This window comes from Yersinia sp. LJYL362 (genome assembly GCF_048323875.1).
Map to the genome: position 1 here is coordinate 1 of NZ_JBLWEX010000237.1, position 20199 is coordinate 20199.

A 20199-nucleotide genomic window follows, 5' to 3' on the forward strand; every position below is an offset into this window, starting at 1 on the left:
ATAGATTGATTGGTGAATCGGCATTACCGCTGGTGATTACCGACTCCATCGCCTCTACCTGTGCATTGGTTGAAAATGTGGCTCGCCAACATCCAGATGAATTTTACTTTCTCGGCGGTCAGCCACGTATCTCGCCGACGCGTGACCGTTTGGCGGGTTTCCAGCAAGGGTTACAACAAGCTGGGGTCGAATGCCGCCCCGAATGGATCCTAAATGGCCATTACTTGCCCAGCTCCGGTTATGAAATGATTGCCCAGCTTTGCGCGCAATTAGGCCGCCCGCCCAAAGCAGTATTTACCGCTGCCTGTGGCCTGCTGGAAGGGGTATTACGCTATCTCAATCAGCATCAATTAATGGACAGTGATATTCATCTTTGTAGCTTTGATGACCATTACCTGTTTGATTGCTTGCCCTTAAAAATAGACACCATTGCACAGGATTGCCAAGGGTTGGCACGCCATAGCTTTGAGATGATCACCGCCCTGATCGCCGAAACACCTTTGGCGCAAAATCAACTGATTCTGCCGGGCCAAATCCATTGGCGACATCCGGGTTCCAAGGCACTCAATGAGCAACACTGAGCCAGTTGCTACTCCGGCGCTAATCGGTTCGTGGCAGCGCTGCCAAAAACTGATGCAAGCTCAGCAATGGCGTGCACCACATCGCGCAGCAGGGGCAACTTTCCAGTCAATTTGTCAGCGAAAAAACGATTTATTGGTGTTAGGCCAGGCCGCACTGGAGGATGCCTATGAATACATGGAATCGCGCCACTGCGTTCTACTCATTCTTGATGAAAGCGGCTGTACCCTGTGGCAATGCGGTCATCCGCAGACCATGAGTCAGTTAAAAGCGTTAGGTATTGATTGTGGCAGCTATTGGGCTGAAGGATTAATCGGCACCAATGCCCCCGCCCTGGCAATAGCCGAAGGGCATCCGATACAGGTCAGCGGCCAGCAGCACTTCAAACAGGCCCTACACCCATGGCACTTCTGCGCCACGCCAGTGTATGACAACAGTGGCCGCCAACGGGCCGTAATTGTTCTGGGAAGTTTACTGGTTGATAACGCCGCCAGTGACTTGCCGCTGACACTGGCGATTGCCCGAGAAATTGGGAATTACCTTCATGCCGATACTTTATTGGCCGAAACCAACCGTCATCTGAACGAACTCAACGCCCTGCTTGATGGCGTTGAAGATGGCGTAATGGCCTGGGACCAACGCGGTTGTCTGTTGTACCTTAACCGCCGGGCAGCAGCCATCTTGCAGCTCAATGAAACCAACAGTCTCGGTAAACCAGTCACTGATTTGCTCACCCTACCCGCTGTGCTGACCCATGCTATTTTGCAGCGTACCCCCCTCAGCCATGTGGAAGTCACTTTTGAAAATCAACAACAATTTATTCCTGCTTTGTTGACTCTCAAACCTATTCCAGATGGCGATCGTTGTGGATTTATTGCCCTTCTGCATCCACAAGAATTACTGCGGCAAATGGTTAACAACCAATTAGGGCGAGCCAGTTATACCTTTGACGATATGCCAGTGGCATCACTGGAAATGCGCCGCTTAATTCGTTATGGCAAACAAGCAGCTAAAGGTAGACACCCCATTTTACTGCACGGGGAAGAAGGTGTGGGTAAGCAACAATTGGGGCAGGCCATTCATAATGCCAGTAATCGAGCAGCTGGCCCCTATATCGTATTGAATTGTCAGGCATTGCCGCAAAATCTTATGGCACGGGAATTCCTGGGTAGCGATGCCAGTGAAGGTGAATCCGGGCAACCCAGCAAATTCGAATTAGCCAACGGCGGCACCTTATATTTGGAGCAAGTCGAATACTTGTCGCCAGAAATGCAATCCGCGTTGCTGCAAATTGTCAAAACCGGCATGGTGATGCGGGTAAACTCTAATCGAGTGATACCAGTGGATGTACGGATCATTACCGCCACCGGTGCAGACCTGCCCTTGTTAGTAAAACAAGGCCGTTTTCGTCGTCAACTATTCTATACCTTGCAATCTTTTGAGCTGCATATCCCGCCGCTGCGCCAACGCCAGCAAGATATTCCCCTACTGGTTCAGCATACGCTGGCCAGCCTTGGGCAACATTTTCACTGCCAATATCAGCCAGACGAAAGTGTCATTCGCCAGTTATGCCAATACCCTTGGCCGGGTAATGATCAGGAACTAAAAAGTGTGGTTGAGCGGGCCGCGATGGCCTGTCGCAACAACCGTATCAATCTCAATGATTTGCCGGAGCACCTGCTAGGTGAAAGATTGCTATTAGAACCGGATATGCCACAACCTCAGCCAGTCTTATCACTACAAGAATTAGAAAGGCAGGCCATTATTCGTGCCGCATTGGTCTGCCAGGGACAACTGAATGAAATGGCGGCCTTATTGGGGATCGGCCGCACCACATTATGGCGAAAAGTGAAACTCCATCGGCTGGATATCCACCAATTCAAGGGTGGCGAGTCCCTGCCATTTTAGTTTCAATGGACTGCCCAGTCAGGGAAAATCATAGGTAACGTGAATGCTTTGAGTTGCTCCGCAGATAACTGGCGGCGTCCCTCATTAATTGCTGCTCCCGGCCCCTGACTATTCGCCTCAAAGAAACGTGAATCTTGCGGATAGAACCAAATTTTCTCGCCTTGCTTATCTTTACCAGACATTTTATCCCAACCGTAAATATGATCATCCATCGTCGTATTGATAAATACCGCCTGACCAATTGCCGCCGGATCGGCATAACGGCCATCCGCAAAAGTAGTTGTCGGGTGCCATGGACGCCCTAATGCAAAACTATTAGCGGGAACACCTGGCTCTTTGGTCAATCGGCTGTTAATAAATATCAAACCATAAGACGAGGTCGTTAATGTACTCGGGGCTGTGATATAGCCATAAGGCGGCTCAATATCACTTCGATCACGCGCCACGATAGTACAATTATCAAACACCGTGATTCCTGAGCCAAAAATAAAATCAACATGACCACTAATTTCACAGTCGGTGAAATAACTCCGGCTGCCGGTTTTGCTATAAAGCGTATCCTGGTAACCTTCAAGTTTCACGGCCTTGAAACGCGCTTTATCACTATTTTCGGCTAATAATAGTGCCACCGCTTGAGTATCTTTTAATTTTGTTGGGTCAGTATCCACTTTCTTTTTATTGGCTGGAAAGTCAAAATCATTACGAATAGTCAGATTTTCGGCTGTAAAGTTCGGAGCATTAACCAGCACAGTACTGCTGCCGGAAGTTCCCCATTTTTCACCTTGTGGATTGAGCATTCCTGCCGCAGTATTGGCACCGATCACCGTGCCATCACGATTCTCTCCTTTGAGGGTGACATGACTACGGGTCACCTCGAGCCTTTCAGTATAAACTCCATTTTTCAGGAAGATAATAAAAGGAGTGTCATCCATCGGAGCTGACTTCAATGCAGCATTAATCGAGGAAAACTCGTCTCCCTGAGGAGTGGTAGAAACGACCGCATTATACTGCGCAGCATTTACCGTCCCCAATACAACAAACGACATCAATCCTAACAATAGCGTTTTACCCAATAAATTAATCGGCATTTCGAGATCTTCAGTAACTCATAGCCACCCAAGTAAAATCACGCTGCGTGACTATAAATAATAGAAAGTGTCATTTGGCATTAATAATACAATACACAAAATGAAACACCATTCCATTTACACGGATCACATTTTTGATATTGTATTTTAGATCATGAAATGGAGGATTAATGTCCTTTAACTGATCTCGAAACATTAAGGGCGAAATCAATAACAAAGATAAATAAATCGATTCTGTTATCTATAAATGTTAATTACCTAATATGTCACTATAAAATTACTCATAAAAATACATCAATAATATATAGTTTGAAAAACATACATACTGGCATCTATTTATAAAAGCTTGCTGAAGAGAGATCTTTGAGATATAAAAACAGAGAAATAAAAAATCAAACTAAATACACTATTCTGGAACGCTTTAATTAATATATGTAATTTTGTATCATTTACTTAAATTAATATAAATAACGCATAAATAATAATTTGATGAATAGGATATCTATGTCTATTAAATATAAAATAATTCAATTCAATATAAATGAATTTGGTGTAAATATAAGAAAAATTAAAAATGAACTATCATTTAAAAAATTAGCATGGGACACTAATGATATAAAGTTTTCTCAATTAAGGTTTCTTATCAGTAAACGTTTTGCGGATAGAAAATTAATTTTACAGGAGGCACAATGCTATCTTGATGACAATTTGGTACCTAAAGGTATTCAATCCCTAATATCCACATTATCTGTACCTGATAAAAAAATATTTTATTCCTATAAACCTTTTAGAAAGAGAGGGGTGAGCCAATTCACTGCCGAATATATTGATAACAAATGGAGTATTAATCATATAGATTTCCCTACATTAACCAACTTTACCCAGAATGCCGACCATCAGTTAGATTTAAGGCAATTAATACGCCATTTTCCTCCGATGGATCGAGCCACTGCAAATTCGGCTATTTTGAAGATACTCATTAAAAAATTCATCGAAATGTTGTGTGAATGTGAACCTAAAAGAAAAATCAAAAAAATCGGGGTCACTTGCCATCAAATATCTTTAATTCTAGATGGCTCAACACATCAGGTCTCAAATTCGCCAGAAGGTCTACATCAAGATGGGAGTGACTATATTGTATCTGCATTAGTTATTGATAAATATAACATTGAAGGAGGTACGAGCAAACTCTATTGCCTTGAAAAAGATGAACTCATTAAATCACACACATTAGAGTGCGGTGAGGGTCTATTCCACATAGATAAAAACTCATCTATTTGGCATCAAGTTACACCTATAAAATTAAAGGAACCATCAATAAAGTCAGGATATAGAAATATATTAGGATTTGACTTTAATTATATATCTTAACAATTAACCCATATTAAATTAATTTAATGATTATAAAAAAATGCAAAAAAAACAAAGTATCATATTATCAGCACTTTTTTTTATTCACGGTATTGCCTATGCTAGTTTGGTTCCATGGATTCCAGATTTGAAAGAAAAATTCAATCTCAGTAATTATATGGTTGGAATAATGATATCAGCTATTCCAGCGGGATCGATAATCTTCGGATTATTTTTAAAAAAGTTTATAAATTTCATTGGGCTATATTGGGCAACAAATATAACATTCTTATTTTTAATTATTACTATATCAACAGTCGCTTTTTCGTCTTCGTGGTATGAAATAACATTATTACTTTTTCTGTTCGGTGTTTTTGATTCATGGGGGGATACTTGTATTAATGTACAAGCCCTTAATATACAAAAATCATATGGGTTTAGTTTGATTAATCGGCTTCATGGTATAGGCAGTATCGGCACAATATGGGGCGGACTGGTTGCTGTCATGGCGATTGGTCTCGGGTTTTCAATGGAGAAATTCAACCTTACATTACTCACTATTAATTTAATGGCACTAGTTATTTACATTCTATTATTTCAAAAAGTTAATACGGAAATTAATTTTCACTTACCTGATAAACATAAAAACAAGATAGGATTATTAGAGACTCAAGTTTATATTATAGCCTTAACTGTACTTGTCTTTACATGTAGCATAGAAGAAACAGCCAGTATCTGGGGTGCAATATATATGAAGGATATTTACGATGTTTCATTAGTAATTTCTGGTTTACCTTATCTCTTCTGTCAAATATGCATGGTTATTGGTCGTATATTTGGTGACTACTACACAAATAAGTTTGGAGGATTCATAACATTAAAATATGGAGTGGTATTGTCTATGATAGGACTCATATTAATAATATCCGTTCACTCCGTTATTTTTACAATATTAGGCTTCTCTCTTATTGGGTTAGGCATATCCGTGATATTCCCACTAACGATATCCTTTATTGGCCAGTTACCTAATATAAATGCAACCAGTGGAATTACTTTTGCAACATGGATGTCAAGAATTGGTTTGCTTATCTCACCACCATTAATAGGCATATTAGCAGATTTTACTTCACTGAGAACAGCTTTTATTGCCATATTAATATGTTGCATATTAATTTTCTCTTTAATTAAAATTTTATCAGTAAAGTCAATTCAATTAAACAGTTAACATCAGGAGATAAATAATGAAGAAAATGAAGTGGGCGATTATATCAGGAGATGGTCTCCCAACCAGTGGTCTATTAACCATATTTAGAAATGTTGCTGAAATGGCAATAAAAAACAATATAATCACTTATGAAATACCCGCAGATCTAGGATTTTCATGGCGGCCAGATAAGGTTAATTTCTTTCCTCATGGGAACCCAGAGTCACACTATCCTACCTGGATGAAAGTAAGTTCTATTCATCAGTATTCAATGTGTAATGAAGACTATGGTAATGATTTTACTAACATAAGAAATAAAATAGCAAAATATGACCAGTTAACACACGAAGAAATAAAAAATATCCAGAAAGATATATCTTTAATATCGGAACAATATCAAAATTATTTTATTAGTTGGCTTGAGGATAATGATATTGACTGGCTTTTCTGTTTAAACATGACACTGTCTGATGCCGCACCCGTTACTCAGGCTATTCATAATGCCGCAAAAAAATATTGGGAAAAGAAAAAATACGGTGGTGTCATATTCTGGGATCATGATCTTTTTGGTAGCTATGCTATTTATGAGAATGCCGAAAGGTTATATCCAAAATTTCCCAACATACTAACTCCAGTACCACAAGATAATAGCTATACTAAATGGATAGTCGCATCTGAATCTCTGGCAGATGAATGTCGATATTACCCAACAGAACTAGTGGCAAAATTCATCCCGAATATATTGCCTTCTATAGATAAATCTAGTTTTAATAATATTCATAGTGAATTTTTAAACCAATATAATATCTCCGCAGATTCGACGGTTATTATCGCACCTGTCCGGGTATTTAGAGTTAAAGGTCTCGAAATATCAATTGATATCTTCAATTCATTACTTGATATTTATAAAGAAAAAAGTTTATGTCTTCCTAAGTTACTTATCTTCGGGAGTATGAATGAAGACCCTGAGTATGCAACTTATCTAAAAGAGCAGGTGAATGTATTACATCTTGATAAGGATATCATTTTTCTGGATGAAGTCCCGCTTCAAACTTATAGAAATAAATATAATAAATGGTGTTTGGATGAAATTGACTTGCTCACCATTTGCCATGCTTTATCAGGTGCTGTTTTGTTTACGCCGAATGTAAAAAATGTTGAAAGCGTCGGTTTAGGACCAGCGCTAGCTGCGATTTATACTATCCCATGTGCCGTAACAGAATACTCTGCTTTTACTGAGTTTTATGGTTCCGAATACTATCATATAAAAGTTGATCCAGGCTTCCCCAGAGATACTGCACAACAGCTATTTGAATGGATGCGCATGCGTGCTGCAGGTGAGATAGAAATAAAAATGCAGCTTGTCAGTAATAAGCTTCTGACTCAATCAAAATTCCCTATAAGCCCATGGGAAGATTTTATACATCAATTAAGACGAGAGTCGCACGATTCCAACATAAAACCATTAGTTTTTAAGTAAACATCACTGTTTAGAGGTTACATAATGAATATTACTGCGTCGGCAACATCGAAAAATTCAGCAAAAATTCCTGATAAAATTAACATTCTAATATTGGGTGGAGGGATGTCAGGTTTAGAGTTAGCAAAACATTTAAATAATAGAGAAGTAGAAAATATTGCTATTATAGAAGCGGGGCCAGCTGATGATTGTAATCATATAAATGCAGGGGAAGATTTTCAACGAGCGGATGAATTCTGGAAGAATGAGGACTCTGATAAATATGCTTACCGCTCGTGGCAATCTTTAAGTGAGCCACATTATTCGAAAGGAACATGCTTGCGGCGCAGAGTGGGCGGCAGGTCACTTTATTGGCATGGCGTTATTTTGCCAATTGAGTCCGAAATTCTTAAGTATTGGCCAGAAAAAATTGCCAGCGACCTCAGCGAGAAGTGGTTAGATGGCCCATCCCTTTATACACAGGTGCAGTCAGACATATTAGCTTGGGCAGAAAAGAGCTATGATACAAACTATCGCTTTAAATTTGCTAATTTTGAATTCAATATCGCCCCGCAGGCCATTCGAACACTAGGAGAAGCTGAGCGCTGGGAAGCCTATTCCCCCCTATCCTATTGGAAGCAAGATAATAAACTGAGAGAATCTCCACTTATTATTTCCGGATATGAAGCTGTCGCGCTTATTATTGCAAATAGAAAATGTATCGGCGCTAAGTTAAGAGATATAGCATCTAATGAGATACATCATGTATTGGCAGATAAATGCGTGCTTGCTTTAGGGACAATTGAAAACTCACGTTTAGCCACTCAAGCACTTTATGATTCGGGGATTTTGATAGAGAAAAAACTAACGGGCCTTGTTGATCATATAGTTCAAGGATTTAATGTCACCATTGAGCACGATAAAGTCCCAGATAAACTCGATAAATTAATTGAGAGCCATCCCGACACTATATTTTTTAGCCCTAGCTTAAGTGGTGAGCGTTTTAATTTGTTTTTTACTATCAACAAATCAGATCTTGGAATTGAATTAGAAGCATGGACGATGGGTGAACAAATCCCTTCTGTTCATGCAAACATCAGCATAGCAACGAATGGTGAAACCATGCCATTATCCATTTCATGTGATTTAGGTGATGCAGATAATATCCTGATTAAAAAAGAGAAACATGAATTAAATATATTCTGGCGTGACGTATGTAGTAATGCAAAAATCCCATTCGAGCCTTTAGATTTTCAAACAGGGTTTATTATCCATGCCCGTACAATGGGAGAGGTACACCAGCAAATAAGATCGCCATTGCGAATAGTCAATTACAATGTCCCAATAACATGGATTAGTCCTCTGGGAACAGAAAATCATGAAGGTAGCACATTACCTTTAGGTGAAATATTAAATGACAATCATGAATTCAATCAAATAAATAATCTATTTGCTATCGGCCCTAGTACATTTCCGCGCCCCGGTGCTGCTAATCCATCATTAACAACACTCGCACTATCTCGGCGGCTCGCTTATATACTTAACTGACAATATTGTAATTGATAAGGATATTAATTATGCATAAACCTATTTATATTCTTGGCACTGCCCTATCCCATGATGGTTCAACCTGTCTAATGAAAGACGGAGAAATTATATTTGCAATAGAAAAGGAAAGAATATCAAGAGTCAAGCATGATGGTTTTAATGATAATACCACCATTCAATACTGTTTAGATGCTGCGGGTATTACATATAATGACCTGACATTAATCGTAGAGCAAAATTCTCATAATCCTATCTTTAGCGAGCAATTAGAATATCGGAAGAATAGGATTCTGCCTCCTATGGTGCCTGTTGTGACCCTTTCACATCACTTGGCCCATGCTTATAGTGCAATAGGGACAGCTCCTTTTGATGATATGGGGGTTGTGGTTATTGATGGACATGGTGGTAGCATAGATAGCTGTAATGATATTAATGGGAATATCTATGGCACTGATAATATTCATTATAATAATCGTTACCGTTATTGGGAAACATGCAGTTACTATATATATCAAGATGGCAAAATGCTGCCAGTTTTTAAAGACTTTTCCCGCTGGGTTAATCGGAAGGATAGAGAAATCTATCCCGTTTCAACATGGGAAATAGAAAATTCTATCGGTGAATTTTATGAGGGAATTGCCTTATATATTTTTGGTGAACTTGACTGTGCGGGTAAATTAATGGGCCTGGCTCCCTATGGCAGAGAAAATGCTATCAATTGGCAACCGTTCTTTTTCAATTCAGGAAAAATAATATTACGTAATGACTGGTGGATAAATATCGATCCATTGCTAAATACTGACCCAGCACACTTTAAAAATAACTTCCAATATTATGCAGACCTGGCCTATTGGGCACAAACCAAACTTGAAGAAGCTTTATTCTACCTGTTTAACTATTATTACCAACTTCATCCTATGAAAAACTTCGCTTATGCCGGAGGGGTTGCGTTAAATGCCACTGCGAATGAAAAACTTATTAATGGGTGTGATTTTGATAACTTATATATTCAACCTGCGGCAGGTGACAATGGGCTTTCCATCGGATGTTGTTATTACGGTTGGCTGGAAGTCCTTAAAAAAGAACGAGTCAAACATACTGGTTTGCCGTTTTTTGGTAAGAACTATAATGATATTAGCGTAATAACTGAGCTTGAAAAACACAACGACAAGATTGAATACACTTATTGTGAAAATATTGAAGCCATGGCGGCCGCCTCTATTGCATCTGGTCAGGTCATTGCATGGTTTCAAGGGGAGTCTGAATTCGGGCCGCGTGCGTTGGGAAACAGAAGCATTCTTGCCGATCCCCGCAGCGGGCAGATGAAAGATCACATTAATGCCAATGTGAAATTTCGGGAAGATTTTAGGCCTTTTGCACCCGCGATTTTACATGAAAAAGTGCAAGAGTATTTCCACTTAGATCATGATAGTGACTACATGTTATTTATTGCCTATGTAAAAGAACAATACCGAACAGATCTCCCTTCTATCGTCCATGTTGATGGAAGTGCTCGCGTTCAAACTGTTAAAAAGGATATCAATAGAAAATTCCATAAATTGATAACTTCTTTTTTTGAGCAGACTAAAATACCACTATTGCTAAATACTTCACTCAATACCAAAGGTATGCCAATAGTAGAAACACCCAAAGATGCAATTGATTTATTTTTGAATTGCGGTTTGGATGTTTTGTTTATCAATAATTATAAGGTAGCGAAGAAACAAAGTAGCCAATAACATTTCTCGTTAAAATTTCGAGGTTTTATATGCAAGATAATATATTTCCCATTCATAAAAAAAACAATCTAAGAATAGGTATTATTCATTTATCTACAGAAGGAATCCAAATTTTCGTTGGGGGTGTCGGCTCTTATATCAGAGGACAAATCCAGGCACTACCTGAGGTGATAGCCTTTTTGTCCACCCATAACATCTGTCTGGAACCGCATTTTATTGAGATTGCATACAGTAAATACAATACATTTTTTGATATTGATTGCCACACTCATTATATAAAAGAAATTCATAAACTAGGAGGAACATTCTCAACGGTACCAAACATGACGTTGGGTAATGAAACAGCGTGTTTATGGCCTTACGGTGATGCTTTTCTCGGTAACTTACAAAACTGGAAAATATCCTCAGCTGCCGCCGCCGCAAAGATTATTGATATTAGTGAGAATTACGATATTACCCTGGCATTTTGCCATGAGTTACCATTCTCGTTTACCCCTTTAATTGTCAGCTTACATACTGCTATTGAAGGAGAAAAATTAAAGGTCATCTATGTTTCTCATGGCACAGCATTCAATCATGAAATGCCATTACCTAATCCTGACAGACTTATGGCTGAATCATTGCCTGTTCAATGGGCAAAGATTGATCCTAATATCAAGCTAGGTACTATCAGCAATTTTCTGGCCGATCATTTAGTTTCACAATATGGTGCTGATCCTCAAACAATGATACCGGTTCCCGCAGGGGTAAATATCAACGACCCATGGTTTCGGATACGCAGTGAGCAAGAGATTTGCGACACACTATCCGCTCACGGAATACCACTCGATAATCCACTGGCTATTACGCTTGGCAGAGGTGTGCATTATAAACGCTATGATTTGTTACTGACGGCAGCCAGTTATCTGGGTGATGATATTCATGCCGTTATCGTCAGTGATCCTGTATTGCCGGAGTTATCAGTATTAGCCAGCCAGCTTGATATACACGCTTCGGTTATAAATTCATTTGATCGCGAACTGATGGCCTGCCTGATTCAGTGGCGTAATACGCGGGTGTGTGTTCTGTCTGCCGAAAATGAGCCAAATGGATTAATTCCTATGGAGTCGCGCTGGTTAGCCAGAAAGCAGGGGGCGATATTAGTTGCCGCCGACTCAGGTGGCCTGCGAGAACAAGTTGAGCACGGCATTGATGGATTTCTGCATATTCCGGGGGATGCCATAGATTTGGCTGAAGTGATACACCATGTATGCCAATTAACAGAAAATGAAATAGCTGATATCAGGCAAGCAAGCGCCACCCTAATCGCAGAATGCTATAACTGGAGAAAACAGATTCTAACGCCACTGAGTCACTTAATTCCTCAAATAGCAGCCCTGGATTGAGGCTGCTATTTCAAGGGGGTTATATGTGTTGAAAACTTACGCCGCTTACTGGAGTTTGAGTACTCCAGTTGCGGTATCCAATAGGGCGTTTTGACCATTGCGACTGGCATCAAGGCAACCCATAGCCCCCACTAGCATCGGAATATCCAATTCTGTTGCCAAAATCGCGCTGTGAGAGAGGATATGTCCACTACTTAAACAAATACCTTTTACATGTTGGCGATTTAACCCAATCATTTGTGAAGGGAATAACTCCTCCGCTAACAGTAAAATTTCACGGTCGACTGAAAAGGGAACTGGCGGCAACCCGGTCAAATGGCCCAAAACACGATTAAGAATATCGCGAATATCCAGTTCGCGGACACGCAGATAGTCGTCAGTCAGAGCCTGATAGTCTGCCACCATGCTCATCAACTCATCCTGTAATGCCGATTCTGCGCACACCAACTGCTGTTCTATCCGCTTATCCATCGACGCATATAATTCTTCATCATCAATCAGCATGGCATGGGCATTGAAGATAGCTGCTGCCTGAGCACTAATTTGCTGTTCTGCCTGCTGCGCCAACTGCTGCAAATCCGCCACGGTGTGTGCTAAAGCCTGATGCAAACGCAATTGTTCGTTAGCAACGCTCCCGGCATTAATGGTTTGCGGCAAGAACACCGGAATAGCAGGTAACCACTGGAGTACTGGTGCAGTGATGGCCCCACGAGGAACCATTACACCAGTGAATCCACTATCACTGATGGTGCTAACCGACTCGCCAAAATGCTGATGGGCCAGTTGCATAAAAGCATCCAGCGCCTCTCCGGCTTGCTCACCACTGGCTAGCAGGCGAATGGTATCTCCCTTACGTACTTGCAAAATGGCGAGCTGATTCAGGCTACGCGGATTCACACATTGACCATTTTTTTCCAGCAACAAATCTGCGGCAAATGGCGCTAATACTTCAACCAGTTTGGCCGCTGGCCGGACATGTAACCCGTTAGGATTGCGGACAACCCAACTGACACTTTGTGCATCGGGAGCAGCCTTAGCCACTACCGCACTGTTAGCATCGGGTGCAATGCCCTCACCTAACTGAGCCGCTTTTGCCACCAATGCCCCCATAGCTTCAGCACGTACCTCGGCCAGTGAAGCACCGGATGAAGCTGCCACCACCGCGGCCAGAGTCCCTTCGACCAGTGGGGCTGCGCAGAGCTGCACATTTCTTGCCATCTCTGGGTCTAATAACTCCAGTGCTGTTTCGGCACTGAGTAATGCGCTGCCTAAATCCATCAACACCAATACGCCCGAGGGGGAGTAAACCGATTCAATGGCTTCCATCACTTTGATGGCATCCGTGCCAATAGGATGATCCACGTCGTCTACACCGGCGGCCACCGCCAACTGGCAGCCCCCTTGTGTCATTTGCTGTGCCAGTTCGGCCACACCCTGAGCCAGCAGCGCGCTATGAGAAACTACAACGAGATTGACCATCTTTCCTCCTGATTACCTTATCGGTTGGGCCATATTAGTGGCTGGCAACCTGCCATAGAGCCTGCATCATCAACATCGCCGATGTCGCCCCAGGGTCTTGATGGCCAATGCTGCGCTCGCCAAGATAACTGGCGCGGCCTTTGCGGGCCTGCATGGTGATAGTTCCCGCCAATGCAAGCTGTGCACGTTCGACACTTTGCTGCAAAGCATCCACCAGTGGCACGCCCTGCTGGTTTGCCTGTTCAAGCTGTGCCACGACAGCCCACCAAACATCACACATGGTTTTATCGCCCGGCTCAGCCTTGCCACGCATCACCACCCCTTCGACGCCATCTTTAAACATCTGACAGACTGCTGGCAGATCCAGGCTCTGTTTGGCATTGGTACTTTGTGCCGCACGAATAAAGAAGGTTCCGAATAAGGGGCCACTGGCACCACCAACACTTGAAAGCAGGGTCATGCCGGTATTTTTCAGGATAAAACCTATGTCTTTATCCGCAAAAGAGGGCAGTTTTTCGACCACTTTATTAAAGCCGCGATTCATATTCAGGCCGTGGTCGCCGTCACCAATTTCGGTATCCAACTGTGTCAGGAAATCCCGCTGTTCACTGAACACCTCAGCGCAGAGCTGTAACCAACTGACAATTTGTTGTTTGGTAAGTCCCATAGCTTTCTCCTGATGCATTATTTTTTAACCAGCGCAGGGGTATTGACCGGCGCATCCCACAGTGACAACAGCTCATCATCAACTTTCAACAGTGTGATGGACATACCCTGCATATCCAGTGAGGTGCAATAAGAGCCGATCAGTTTGCGCTCGACGGTCAAACCGAATTCAGCGCAGCAAGCGGCCAAACGATGCCAGACACCATACAATTCTGACAGAGGTGTCGCCCCCAAGTTATTGACCAGAGCAATGACTCGATCGCCTTTCGCCAATGGCTGCTTACTTTGTTCTGTTTCGCACCAGTCGCCGGCTTTTCTGTCCCAATGACGCAGTTTGCGCTTATAGTGACCGTGTTCAATCAAGGTATCGAACATCGCACCCACCGTATCATTCAACGAGGTAAATGGCCGCCGTTCAATGCCGGGCTCACCGTGGATCCCTACGCCAAATTCCATCTCGTTTTCAGCTAGGGTAAAGGACGGTTTACCCGCGGCTGGCACAGTACAAGCCCCCAGCGCGATACCAATAGAATGCCCTTGATTGTTGATTTTCTGGCCAAGTGCTACGCATTCATCCAATGAATCACCACGAACCGCAGCCGCACCGAGTAACTTTTCAATAATAACGGTGTTGGCTACACCCCGCCGCCCAGCGGTATACAAGCTGTCTTTCACGGCGACATCGTCGTCAATCACCAGTGTTGCCACTGCGGTACCATCGCCATGCAGCAGTTCTGCCGCCGTTTCAAAATTAAGAATGTCGCCAGTGTAGTTTTTAATCAGCATCAGCACGCCTTCGCCACCATCTATGGCTTGACCGCATTCATACATTTGGTCTGGGGTGGGTGAAGTAAAAATCTCACCAGGGCAAGCCCCATCCAACATGCCTTCCCCGATAAACCCGCAATGCATAGGTTCATGGCCACTGCCACCACCTGACATCAGCGCGACTTTTCCTTTCACTGGCGCATCTCTGCGGGTGACAAAAACGGGCTCCTGATGCAATACCAGCTCAGGATGGGCCTCTACCAGCCCCTTAATTTGTTCCTGCAATACACTCTCAACGCTGTTAATTAATTTTTTCATTTTATGCTCCGCGAACGGGAATGCCTGGGAAAGAGAGCAGCCGATGATGAGGGGCACCGGCATACTCAGTCAGTTAACTTGTCAGTCGAATCACTTAATTGAGGAAAGCCTGGCCTAAACGGTCAGCCACAATAATAGCGGCATACACACTGTCTGCTGTGACGGCAAACGGCATATTGTGAATAGTTTCACCCTCAGCACAGCTGGCCTCAGCTACCGCACGAATTTTGCGTTCGATATCCTGTGAAACACCCATTTTGGCCAATGTGATTGGTAAACCTAATTGTTGGCAGAATGAGAGTACCGTTTCGATCTCTTCCATACTGCTATTCTGTAACACCAGCTGTGTCAGGGTGCCGAAAGCGACTTTTTCACCGTGGTACAGGTGATGACACTCTTCCAATACAGTGAAGCCATTATGAATGGCGTGAGCTGCCGCCAGGCCACTACTTTCAAAACCAATACCACTCAGATAAGTATTGGCTTCGATGATGCGCTCCACGGCTTCGGTAACAACCCCTGCTTCGACAGCCAGTTTGGCTTTGTAGCCTTCTGCCAACAGGGTTTCGTAACACAAACGAGCCAGAGTGACGGCGGCTAATGTCGATGCACCGCCCGCCATACTGATGGCCTTGGCATCAAAACAGGCCTGAGCTTCAAAGTAAGTAGAAAGCGCATCGCCCATACCGGAGATAAGCAAGCGTACCGGCGCTTTGGCAATAATCGCGGTGTCCATCAGCACGATGTCTGGATTTTTTGGATAAATCAGATATTCGGCGAACTCACCCTGTTCGGTATAAATCACTGACAGAGCACTGGTTGGCGCATCGGTAGAAGCGATAGTCGGTACCACAATCACTGGGATATGTTGATAGTGAGCAATCGCTTTAGCTGTATCGAGGGTTTTACCGCCACCGATACCAATCACTCCATTACATTTATGTTTTTTCAGTTCAACTGTTAAGCGCTCAATTTCGTGGCGGGAACATTCACCGTTAAAGCGGCTAAAATGATTTTCCAGCTCACTGCCTTGCAGGCTGGTACCAACAGCATCCGCCGTTAGCTTCATCACAAAATCATCAGCAATAATAAAGTAGTTATTAGCCAGTAACTTAGCAAATTCGCCAATGGATTGTAGTGCATTGGCACCTTGAATATATTTAGACGGAGATTGAATGACTTTCAGCATACCTTGCTCCTATAGCGTAAGAGAGAACGTAAGAATGAATCTTTTTTTAGGGTCAATTTGATGAAACTGGAACCACTATAAGCGCAAAAAACAGGCTGAGAATCGACAGTTAAAACGTTCCAAAATGAAACTGCGTTAGGTTAATGATGTTTCATAATGAAACGAATGAGTGAAGGGTGAGGGGCAGGAAGAGAGGTAGTGCACAGAATGCTTTATGAGCATCAAGATGAATCAATATCGTTTGATATAAGACAAAAAAACAGCCCCAAGAATGGAGCTGTTTAAGTTATTTCAGACACGAGGCTCTCAGTTATTCACTAACAGGCTCATCATGCGCCTTTTCTTTTGGTTCCGGATTCATACAGCTATATATCACTGGCAACACCAGTAGGGTCAGTACGGTTGCAAAGCCCAGACCGAACATAATCACCACCGCCATACTCTGGAAGAAAGCATCGCTGAGCAACGGGGCCAGACCCAAGACCGTGGTAAATGCAGTTAACATGATAGGGCGCAAACGCGCAGTGGAAGCATCAATAATGGCATCACGCAGCGGTTTTTCCTGCCGCTGGAGGCCAATTTCTTCCACCAACACAATGCCGTTACGTATCAACATCCCACTCAGACTCAATAGCCCCAGTAAGGCCATAAAACCAAATGGAATACCGGTGAGCAAGAAGCCTACGGTCACACCAATCAGTGCTAATGGCACCGTCAGCCAAATAGCCAGCGCGTTACGCACAGAGCTAAACATCAAGACGGTCACCACAAACATAATCAGGAATGCTATCGGCAAACTGATGAAAATACCCCGTTGTGCTTCTTTGGTACTTTCGTAGTCACCGCCCCATTCAAGTTCATAGCCGCGCGGCAATTGAATAGACTCAACCCCTGGCTTGATGCGCTGTAATAACTCAGCTGAGGTTTCGCCTCCTTGCTGAGTTGGATCAGTTTGCACCGTCAATGTCCGTTTGCGATCCAGCCGCATGATAAGTGGATCTTCCCACTCGGTCTCAAAACTGGTCACGACGTTATCGATCGGGATAAAGGCTTGGCGTGCCTGACTCCAGACCATCACATCATTGAGTCGTTCAGCATTGAGCCGCTCGGAATCCGGTGTGCGCAACACAATCGGCATCAGGCGCGTCCCATCGCGGTATAAGCCAACCGGCAAGCCACCAAAGCTCATGCGCAAGGTGCCATCAACCTCGCGTTTATCCACACCCAGCTCGCGGCCCAGATAATCAGAGAATTGAGGTCGGATCATTTTGCTACGATCTTGCCAGTCATGCCTTGCACCATCAGCCATCGGATCGGCAATGATCGCTTTTTCCGCCTGAGCGGCCAAAGAACGCAGCACCTCGGGATCAGGGCCAATAAAGCGGGCTTCAATCGAGCTGTTGTTTGACGGCCCGAACATGATACGTTTTATCTGCGCATCAACTTGCGGGTATTCGTCATGCATGTAGGCTTCAATTTCATCAATCAAACCCGGTATTTGGTCTAGCTGCTCGGTTCGAACCATCACCTGCGCATAGTTAGGATAATGACGCTGGGCGTTATAAGTCAGCATAAAGCGCATCGCGCCCTGACCGATTGTCGCCATGGTGTCAGCCACCCCTTTTTGCTGCTTGATGTACTGCTCAACCTTATCCGCCACTCCTTCGGTATAACCGATATCTGTGCCATACGGCAGCCAAATATCAACAAAGAAGATAGGTGTGTTAGACGGTGGGAAGAAGCTCTGGCGAACGTTACCAAAGCCCACTACCGATGCCACTAGCATCGCCGCCAACAGGACCAAAGTGACCGCTCGGTATTGCAGTAATTTATTCAATACCACCCGATAATAGCGGAACAACCAGCCATCATAAGGTTGCTTAGCCGGTTTATCCTCATCCACCTTCGCAGGCTTTTGGTTCTGAAATGCCCACTTAGAAAACACCGGTGTCAACGTCAGTGCGGTAATCCAGCTCAACATCAGCGAGATTAACAACACTTGGAATAGCGATTTACAATATTCACCAGTTGCATCGTTGGACAGGCCAATCGGGGCAAAGGCCAAAATGGCAATCACTGTCGCGCCTAACAGCGGCATCATCGAGCGCTTCACGACATTGCCGATCGCCGTAGAGAGACTTTCGCCGCGCTGGCGGCCCACCACAATCCCTTCCACCACTACAATAGCGTTATCCACCAACATACTTAGCGCGATAATTAGCGCCCCTAGCGACACTCGCTGTAGCTCGATATTAAACAGCCACATAATGAGCAAAGTGCCAAGTACGTTCAGTGCCAGCGAGATGGCAATCACCACACCGCTGCGTACCCCCATAAAGATAAGTAGCGTGACAACAACAATGAGCAGTGCCAGCAGGAAGTTAAGAATAAAGCCGTTGACCGCCCCCTCAACTTCATGGGACTGATCATAAAACACATTGATATGCATGCCTGACGGGCGTTCACCTTCCAACTGCGCCAGTCGAGCTTTAATGGCATTACCCACATTCACCACGTTGACGTTCGGGGCGAATGAGATCCCCAGCGCCAATGCAGGTTTACCATTAGCGCGGTAAATATTGGTAGGTGAATGACCAAAACCTTGTGTCACTGTCGCGATGTCACGTAAGTAAACGCTTTTTGGGCTACCGGGTTGGCTGACCAGTAAGTTCCCCAGCTCTTGCACACTCTGGAATTCTCCGGTTGGGTGCAAGCGAATTGACTCACTACCCACCTGTAGTTGGCCGGCATCGGACACCACATTCTGACGAGCAAGTAAGTCGGATAACTGTTGTGGTGTAATACCTGCGGCGGTCATCTGGGCGCGAGAAATCTCCACCTGAACTTCTTCAGGCAAGATACCGACAATCCCCACTTTACCAACCCCCGGCACCAGTACCAACTCACGCCGTAATTGCTCGGCAAAGTTGCGTAAATCCTGATTACTGTAGCCATCGCCGGTGAGTGAGAAGAAGAAACCATACACATCGCCGAAGTCGTCGTTGACCATCGGCGCACTGGCACCCGGTGGTAACCGCACACTGTTATCATTTATCTTACGCCGCAATTCATCCCAGATTTGCGGTAACTCATTCGCCCCATATTGCGCACGAATATTGATAGTAATTTGCGATAAGCCCGCACTGGAAATGGAAGTGACATCATCGACATAAGAGAGTTCCTGAATGGCATTCTCCAGCGGTAACGTGACTTCTTCTTCAACCTGTTGTGCCGACGCGCCATCATAGCGGGTGACCACGACTGCCGTTTTGATGGTAAAGGCCGGGTCTTCCAGCCTGCCTATATTGAGATAGGCAATAATACCCCCAACACCCAGCAACAGAATCGTTAACCAGATACGGGTACTATTATTGATATAATTATCAAGCAGCTTCATTAGAGACCCCGCTCACGTACCCAAGCCCGAACAACTTGATTAGGGCGAAGCTCACCGGTGCCAGCTGCGACAATTTGCTCACCATCTGCCAATCCAGAAGTGATTTGAATGCCGTTCGCTGT

14 protein-coding genes and 1 pseudogene are annotated in these 20199 nt (G+C 43.8%); 8 read left to right on the plus strand and 7 right to left on the minus strand.

Annotation, left to right across the window (positions count from 1 at the left end):
* On the plus strand, positions 1 to 581 hold a 581-nt coding region (locus ACNSO8_RS13390), incomplete at its 5' end, for a substrate-binding domain-containing protein (protein WP_418394931.1).
* Complete coding sequence (gene dhaR, locus ACNSO8_RS13395; RefSeq protein WP_050148562.1) at positions 568 to 2487, plus strand: dihydroxyacetone kinase operon transcriptional regulator DhaR; 1920 nt, start codon at positions 568 to 570, stop codon at positions 2485 to 2487. The genes ACNSO8_RS13390 and dhaR, both read left to right, overlap by 14 nt.
* A 2-nt stretch (positions 2488 to 2489) precedes the next feature.
* Here dhaR and ACNSO8_RS13400 read toward each other — a convergent pair whose 3' ends face one another.
* Positions 2490 to 3575 carry a pectinesterase family protein gene (locus ACNSO8_RS13400; RefSeq protein ID WP_050159066.1) on the minus strand — a complete coding sequence of 362 codons (1086 nt, stop codon included), beginning with the start codon at positions 3573 to 3575 and terminating at the stop codon, positions 2490 to 2492.
* A 504-nt stretch (positions 3576 to 4079) separates the two neighbouring features.
* On the opposite strand from ACNSO8_RS13400, the gene ACNSO8_RS13405 reads away from it, so the two are divergent.
* From ACNSO8_RS13405 to ACNSO8_RS13430, 6 genes are read left to right on the plus strand one after another with little or no spacing between them, the layout of a single operon-like run.
* Complete coding sequence (locus ACNSO8_RS13405; RefSeq protein ID WP_418394932.1) at positions 4080 to 4946, plus strand: 2OG-Fe dioxygenase family protein; 867 nt, start codon at positions 4080 to 4082, stop codon at positions 4944 to 4946.
* A 40-nt stretch (positions 4947 to 4986) separates the two neighbouring features.
* On the plus strand, positions 4987 to 6150 hold the full coding sequence (locus ACNSO8_RS13410) for an MFS transporter (RefSeq protein WP_418394933.1): 1164 nt from the start codon (positions 4987 to 4989) through the stop codon (positions 6148 to 6150).
* A gap of 16 nt (positions 6151 to 6166) precedes the next feature.
* Positions 6167 to 7609 carry a hypothetical protein gene (locus ACNSO8_RS13415; RefSeq protein ID WP_050159063.1) on the plus strand — a complete coding sequence of 481 codons (1443 nt, stop codon included), beginning with the start codon at positions 6167 to 6169 and terminating at the stop codon, positions 7607 to 7609.
* A 24-nt stretch (positions 7610 to 7633) separates the two neighbouring features.
* Positions 7634 to 9136 carry a GMC family oxidoreductase gene (locus ACNSO8_RS13420; protein ID WP_411937595.1) on the plus strand — a complete coding sequence of 501 codons (1503 nt, stop codon included), beginning with the start codon at positions 7634 to 7636 and terminating at the stop codon, positions 9134 to 9136.
* 29 nt (positions 9137 to 9165) lie between these two features.
* Positions 9166 to 10875 (plus strand): carbamoyltransferase, encoded by a 1710-nt coding sequence (locus ACNSO8_RS13425; protein ID WP_418394934.1) that lies wholly within the window; start codon positions 9166 to 9168, stop codon positions 10873 to 10875.
* Positions 10876 to 10904: 29 nt separating this feature from the next.
* A complete protein-coding gene (locus tag ACNSO8_RS13430; RefSeq protein WP_418394935.1) occupies positions 10905 to 12260 on the plus strand; it encodes a glycosyltransferase family 4 protein in 1356 nt (451 codons plus the stop codon).
* 45 nt (positions 12261 to 12305) lie between these two features.
* Here the strand turns inward: ACNSO8_RS13430 and dhaM are convergent, their stop codons facing one another.
* The 6 genes and pseudogenes from dhaM to ACNSO8_RS13460 form a co-directional block, all read right to left on the minus strand.
* Positions 12306 to 13739: a dihydroxyacetone kinase phosphoryl donor subunit DhaM gene (dhaM, locus tag ACNSO8_RS13435; RefSeq protein WP_418394936.1), complete on the minus strand. Its 1434-nt coding sequence runs from the start codon at positions 13737 to 13739 to the stop codon at positions 12306 to 12308.
* A 34-nt stretch (positions 13740 to 13773) separates the two neighbouring features.
* On the minus strand, positions 13774 to 14406 hold the full coding sequence (gene dhaL / locus ACNSO8_RS13440) for a dihydroxyacetone kinase subunit DhaL (RefSeq protein ID WP_019080613.1): 633 nt from the start codon (positions 14404 to 14406) through the stop codon (positions 13774 to 13776).
* Positions 14407 to 14423: 17 nt separating this feature from the next.
* Positions 14424 to 15491, minus strand: a complete 1068-nt coding sequence (gene dhaK, locus ACNSO8_RS13445) for a dihydroxyacetone kinase subunit DhaK (RefSeq protein WP_418394937.1) — start codon at positions 15489 to 15491, stop codon at positions 14424 to 14426.
* Between the two features lie 94 nt (positions 15492 to 15585).
* A complete protein-coding gene (locus ACNSO8_RS13450) occupies positions 15586 to 16680 on the minus strand; it encodes a glycerol dehydrogenase (protein ID WP_418394938.1) in 1095 nt (364 codons plus the stop codon).
* Positions 16681 to 16990: 310 nt separating this feature from the next.
* Entirely contained in the window at positions 16991 to 20077 is a 3087-nt protein-coding gene (locus tag ACNSO8_RS13455; protein WP_050321788.1) for an efflux RND transporter permease subunit, read from the minus strand.
* A pseudogene (locus ACNSO8_RS13460) lies at positions 20077 to 20199 on the minus strand (efflux RND transporter periplasmic adaptor subunit); the annotation flags it as partial. The gene ACNSO8_RS13455 and the pseudogene ACNSO8_RS13460, both read right to left, overlap by 1 nt.

Coding starts and splice junctions, on each gene's coding strand:
- dhaR (WP_050148562.1), top strand. CDS start 568: ATGAGCAACACTGAGCCAGTTGCTACTCCGGCGCTAATCGGTTCGTGG.
- ACNSO8_RS13400 (WP_050159066.1), bottom strand. CDS start 3,575: ATGCCGATTAATTTATTGGGTAAAACGCTATTGTTAGGATTGATGTCG.
- ACNSO8_RS13405 (WP_418394932.1), top strand. CDS start 4,080: ATGTCTATTAAATATAAAATAATTCAATTCAATATAAATGAATTTGGT.
- ACNSO8_RS13410 (WP_418394933.1), top strand. CDS start 4,987: ATGCAAAAAAAACAAAGTATCATATTATCAGCACTTTTTTTTATTCAC.
- ACNSO8_RS13415 (WP_050159063.1), top strand. CDS start 6,167: ATGAAGAAAATGAAGTGGGCGATTATATCAGGAGATGGTCTCCCAACC.
- ACNSO8_RS13420 (WP_411937595.1), top strand. CDS start 7,634: ATGAATATTACTGCGTCGGCAACATCGAAAAATTCAGCAAAAATTCCT.
- ACNSO8_RS13425 (WP_418394934.1), top strand. CDS start 9,166: ATGCATAAACCTATTTATATTCTTGGCACTGCCCTATCCCATGATGGT.
- ACNSO8_RS13430 (WP_418394935.1), top strand. CDS start 10,905: ATGCAAGATAATATATTTCCCATTCATAAAAAAAACAATCTAAGAATA.
- dhaM (WP_418394936.1), bottom strand. CDS start 13,739: ATGGTCAATCTCGTTGTAGTTTCTCATAGCGCGCTGCTGGCTCAGGGT.
- dhaL (WP_019080613.1), bottom strand. CDS start 14,406: ATGGGACTTACCAAACAACAAATTGTCAGTTGGTTACAGCTCTGCGCT.
- dhaK (WP_418394937.1), bottom strand. CDS start 15,491: ATGAAAAAATTAATTAACAGCGTTGAGAGTGTATTGCAGGAACAAATT.
- ACNSO8_RS13450 (WP_418394938.1), bottom strand. CDS start 16,680: ATGCTGAAAGTCATTCAATCTCCGTCTAAATATATTCAAGGTGCCAAT.
- ACNSO8_RS13455 (WP_050321788.1), bottom strand. CDS start 20,077: ATGAAGCTGCTTGATAATTATATCAATAATAGTACCCGTATCTGGTTA.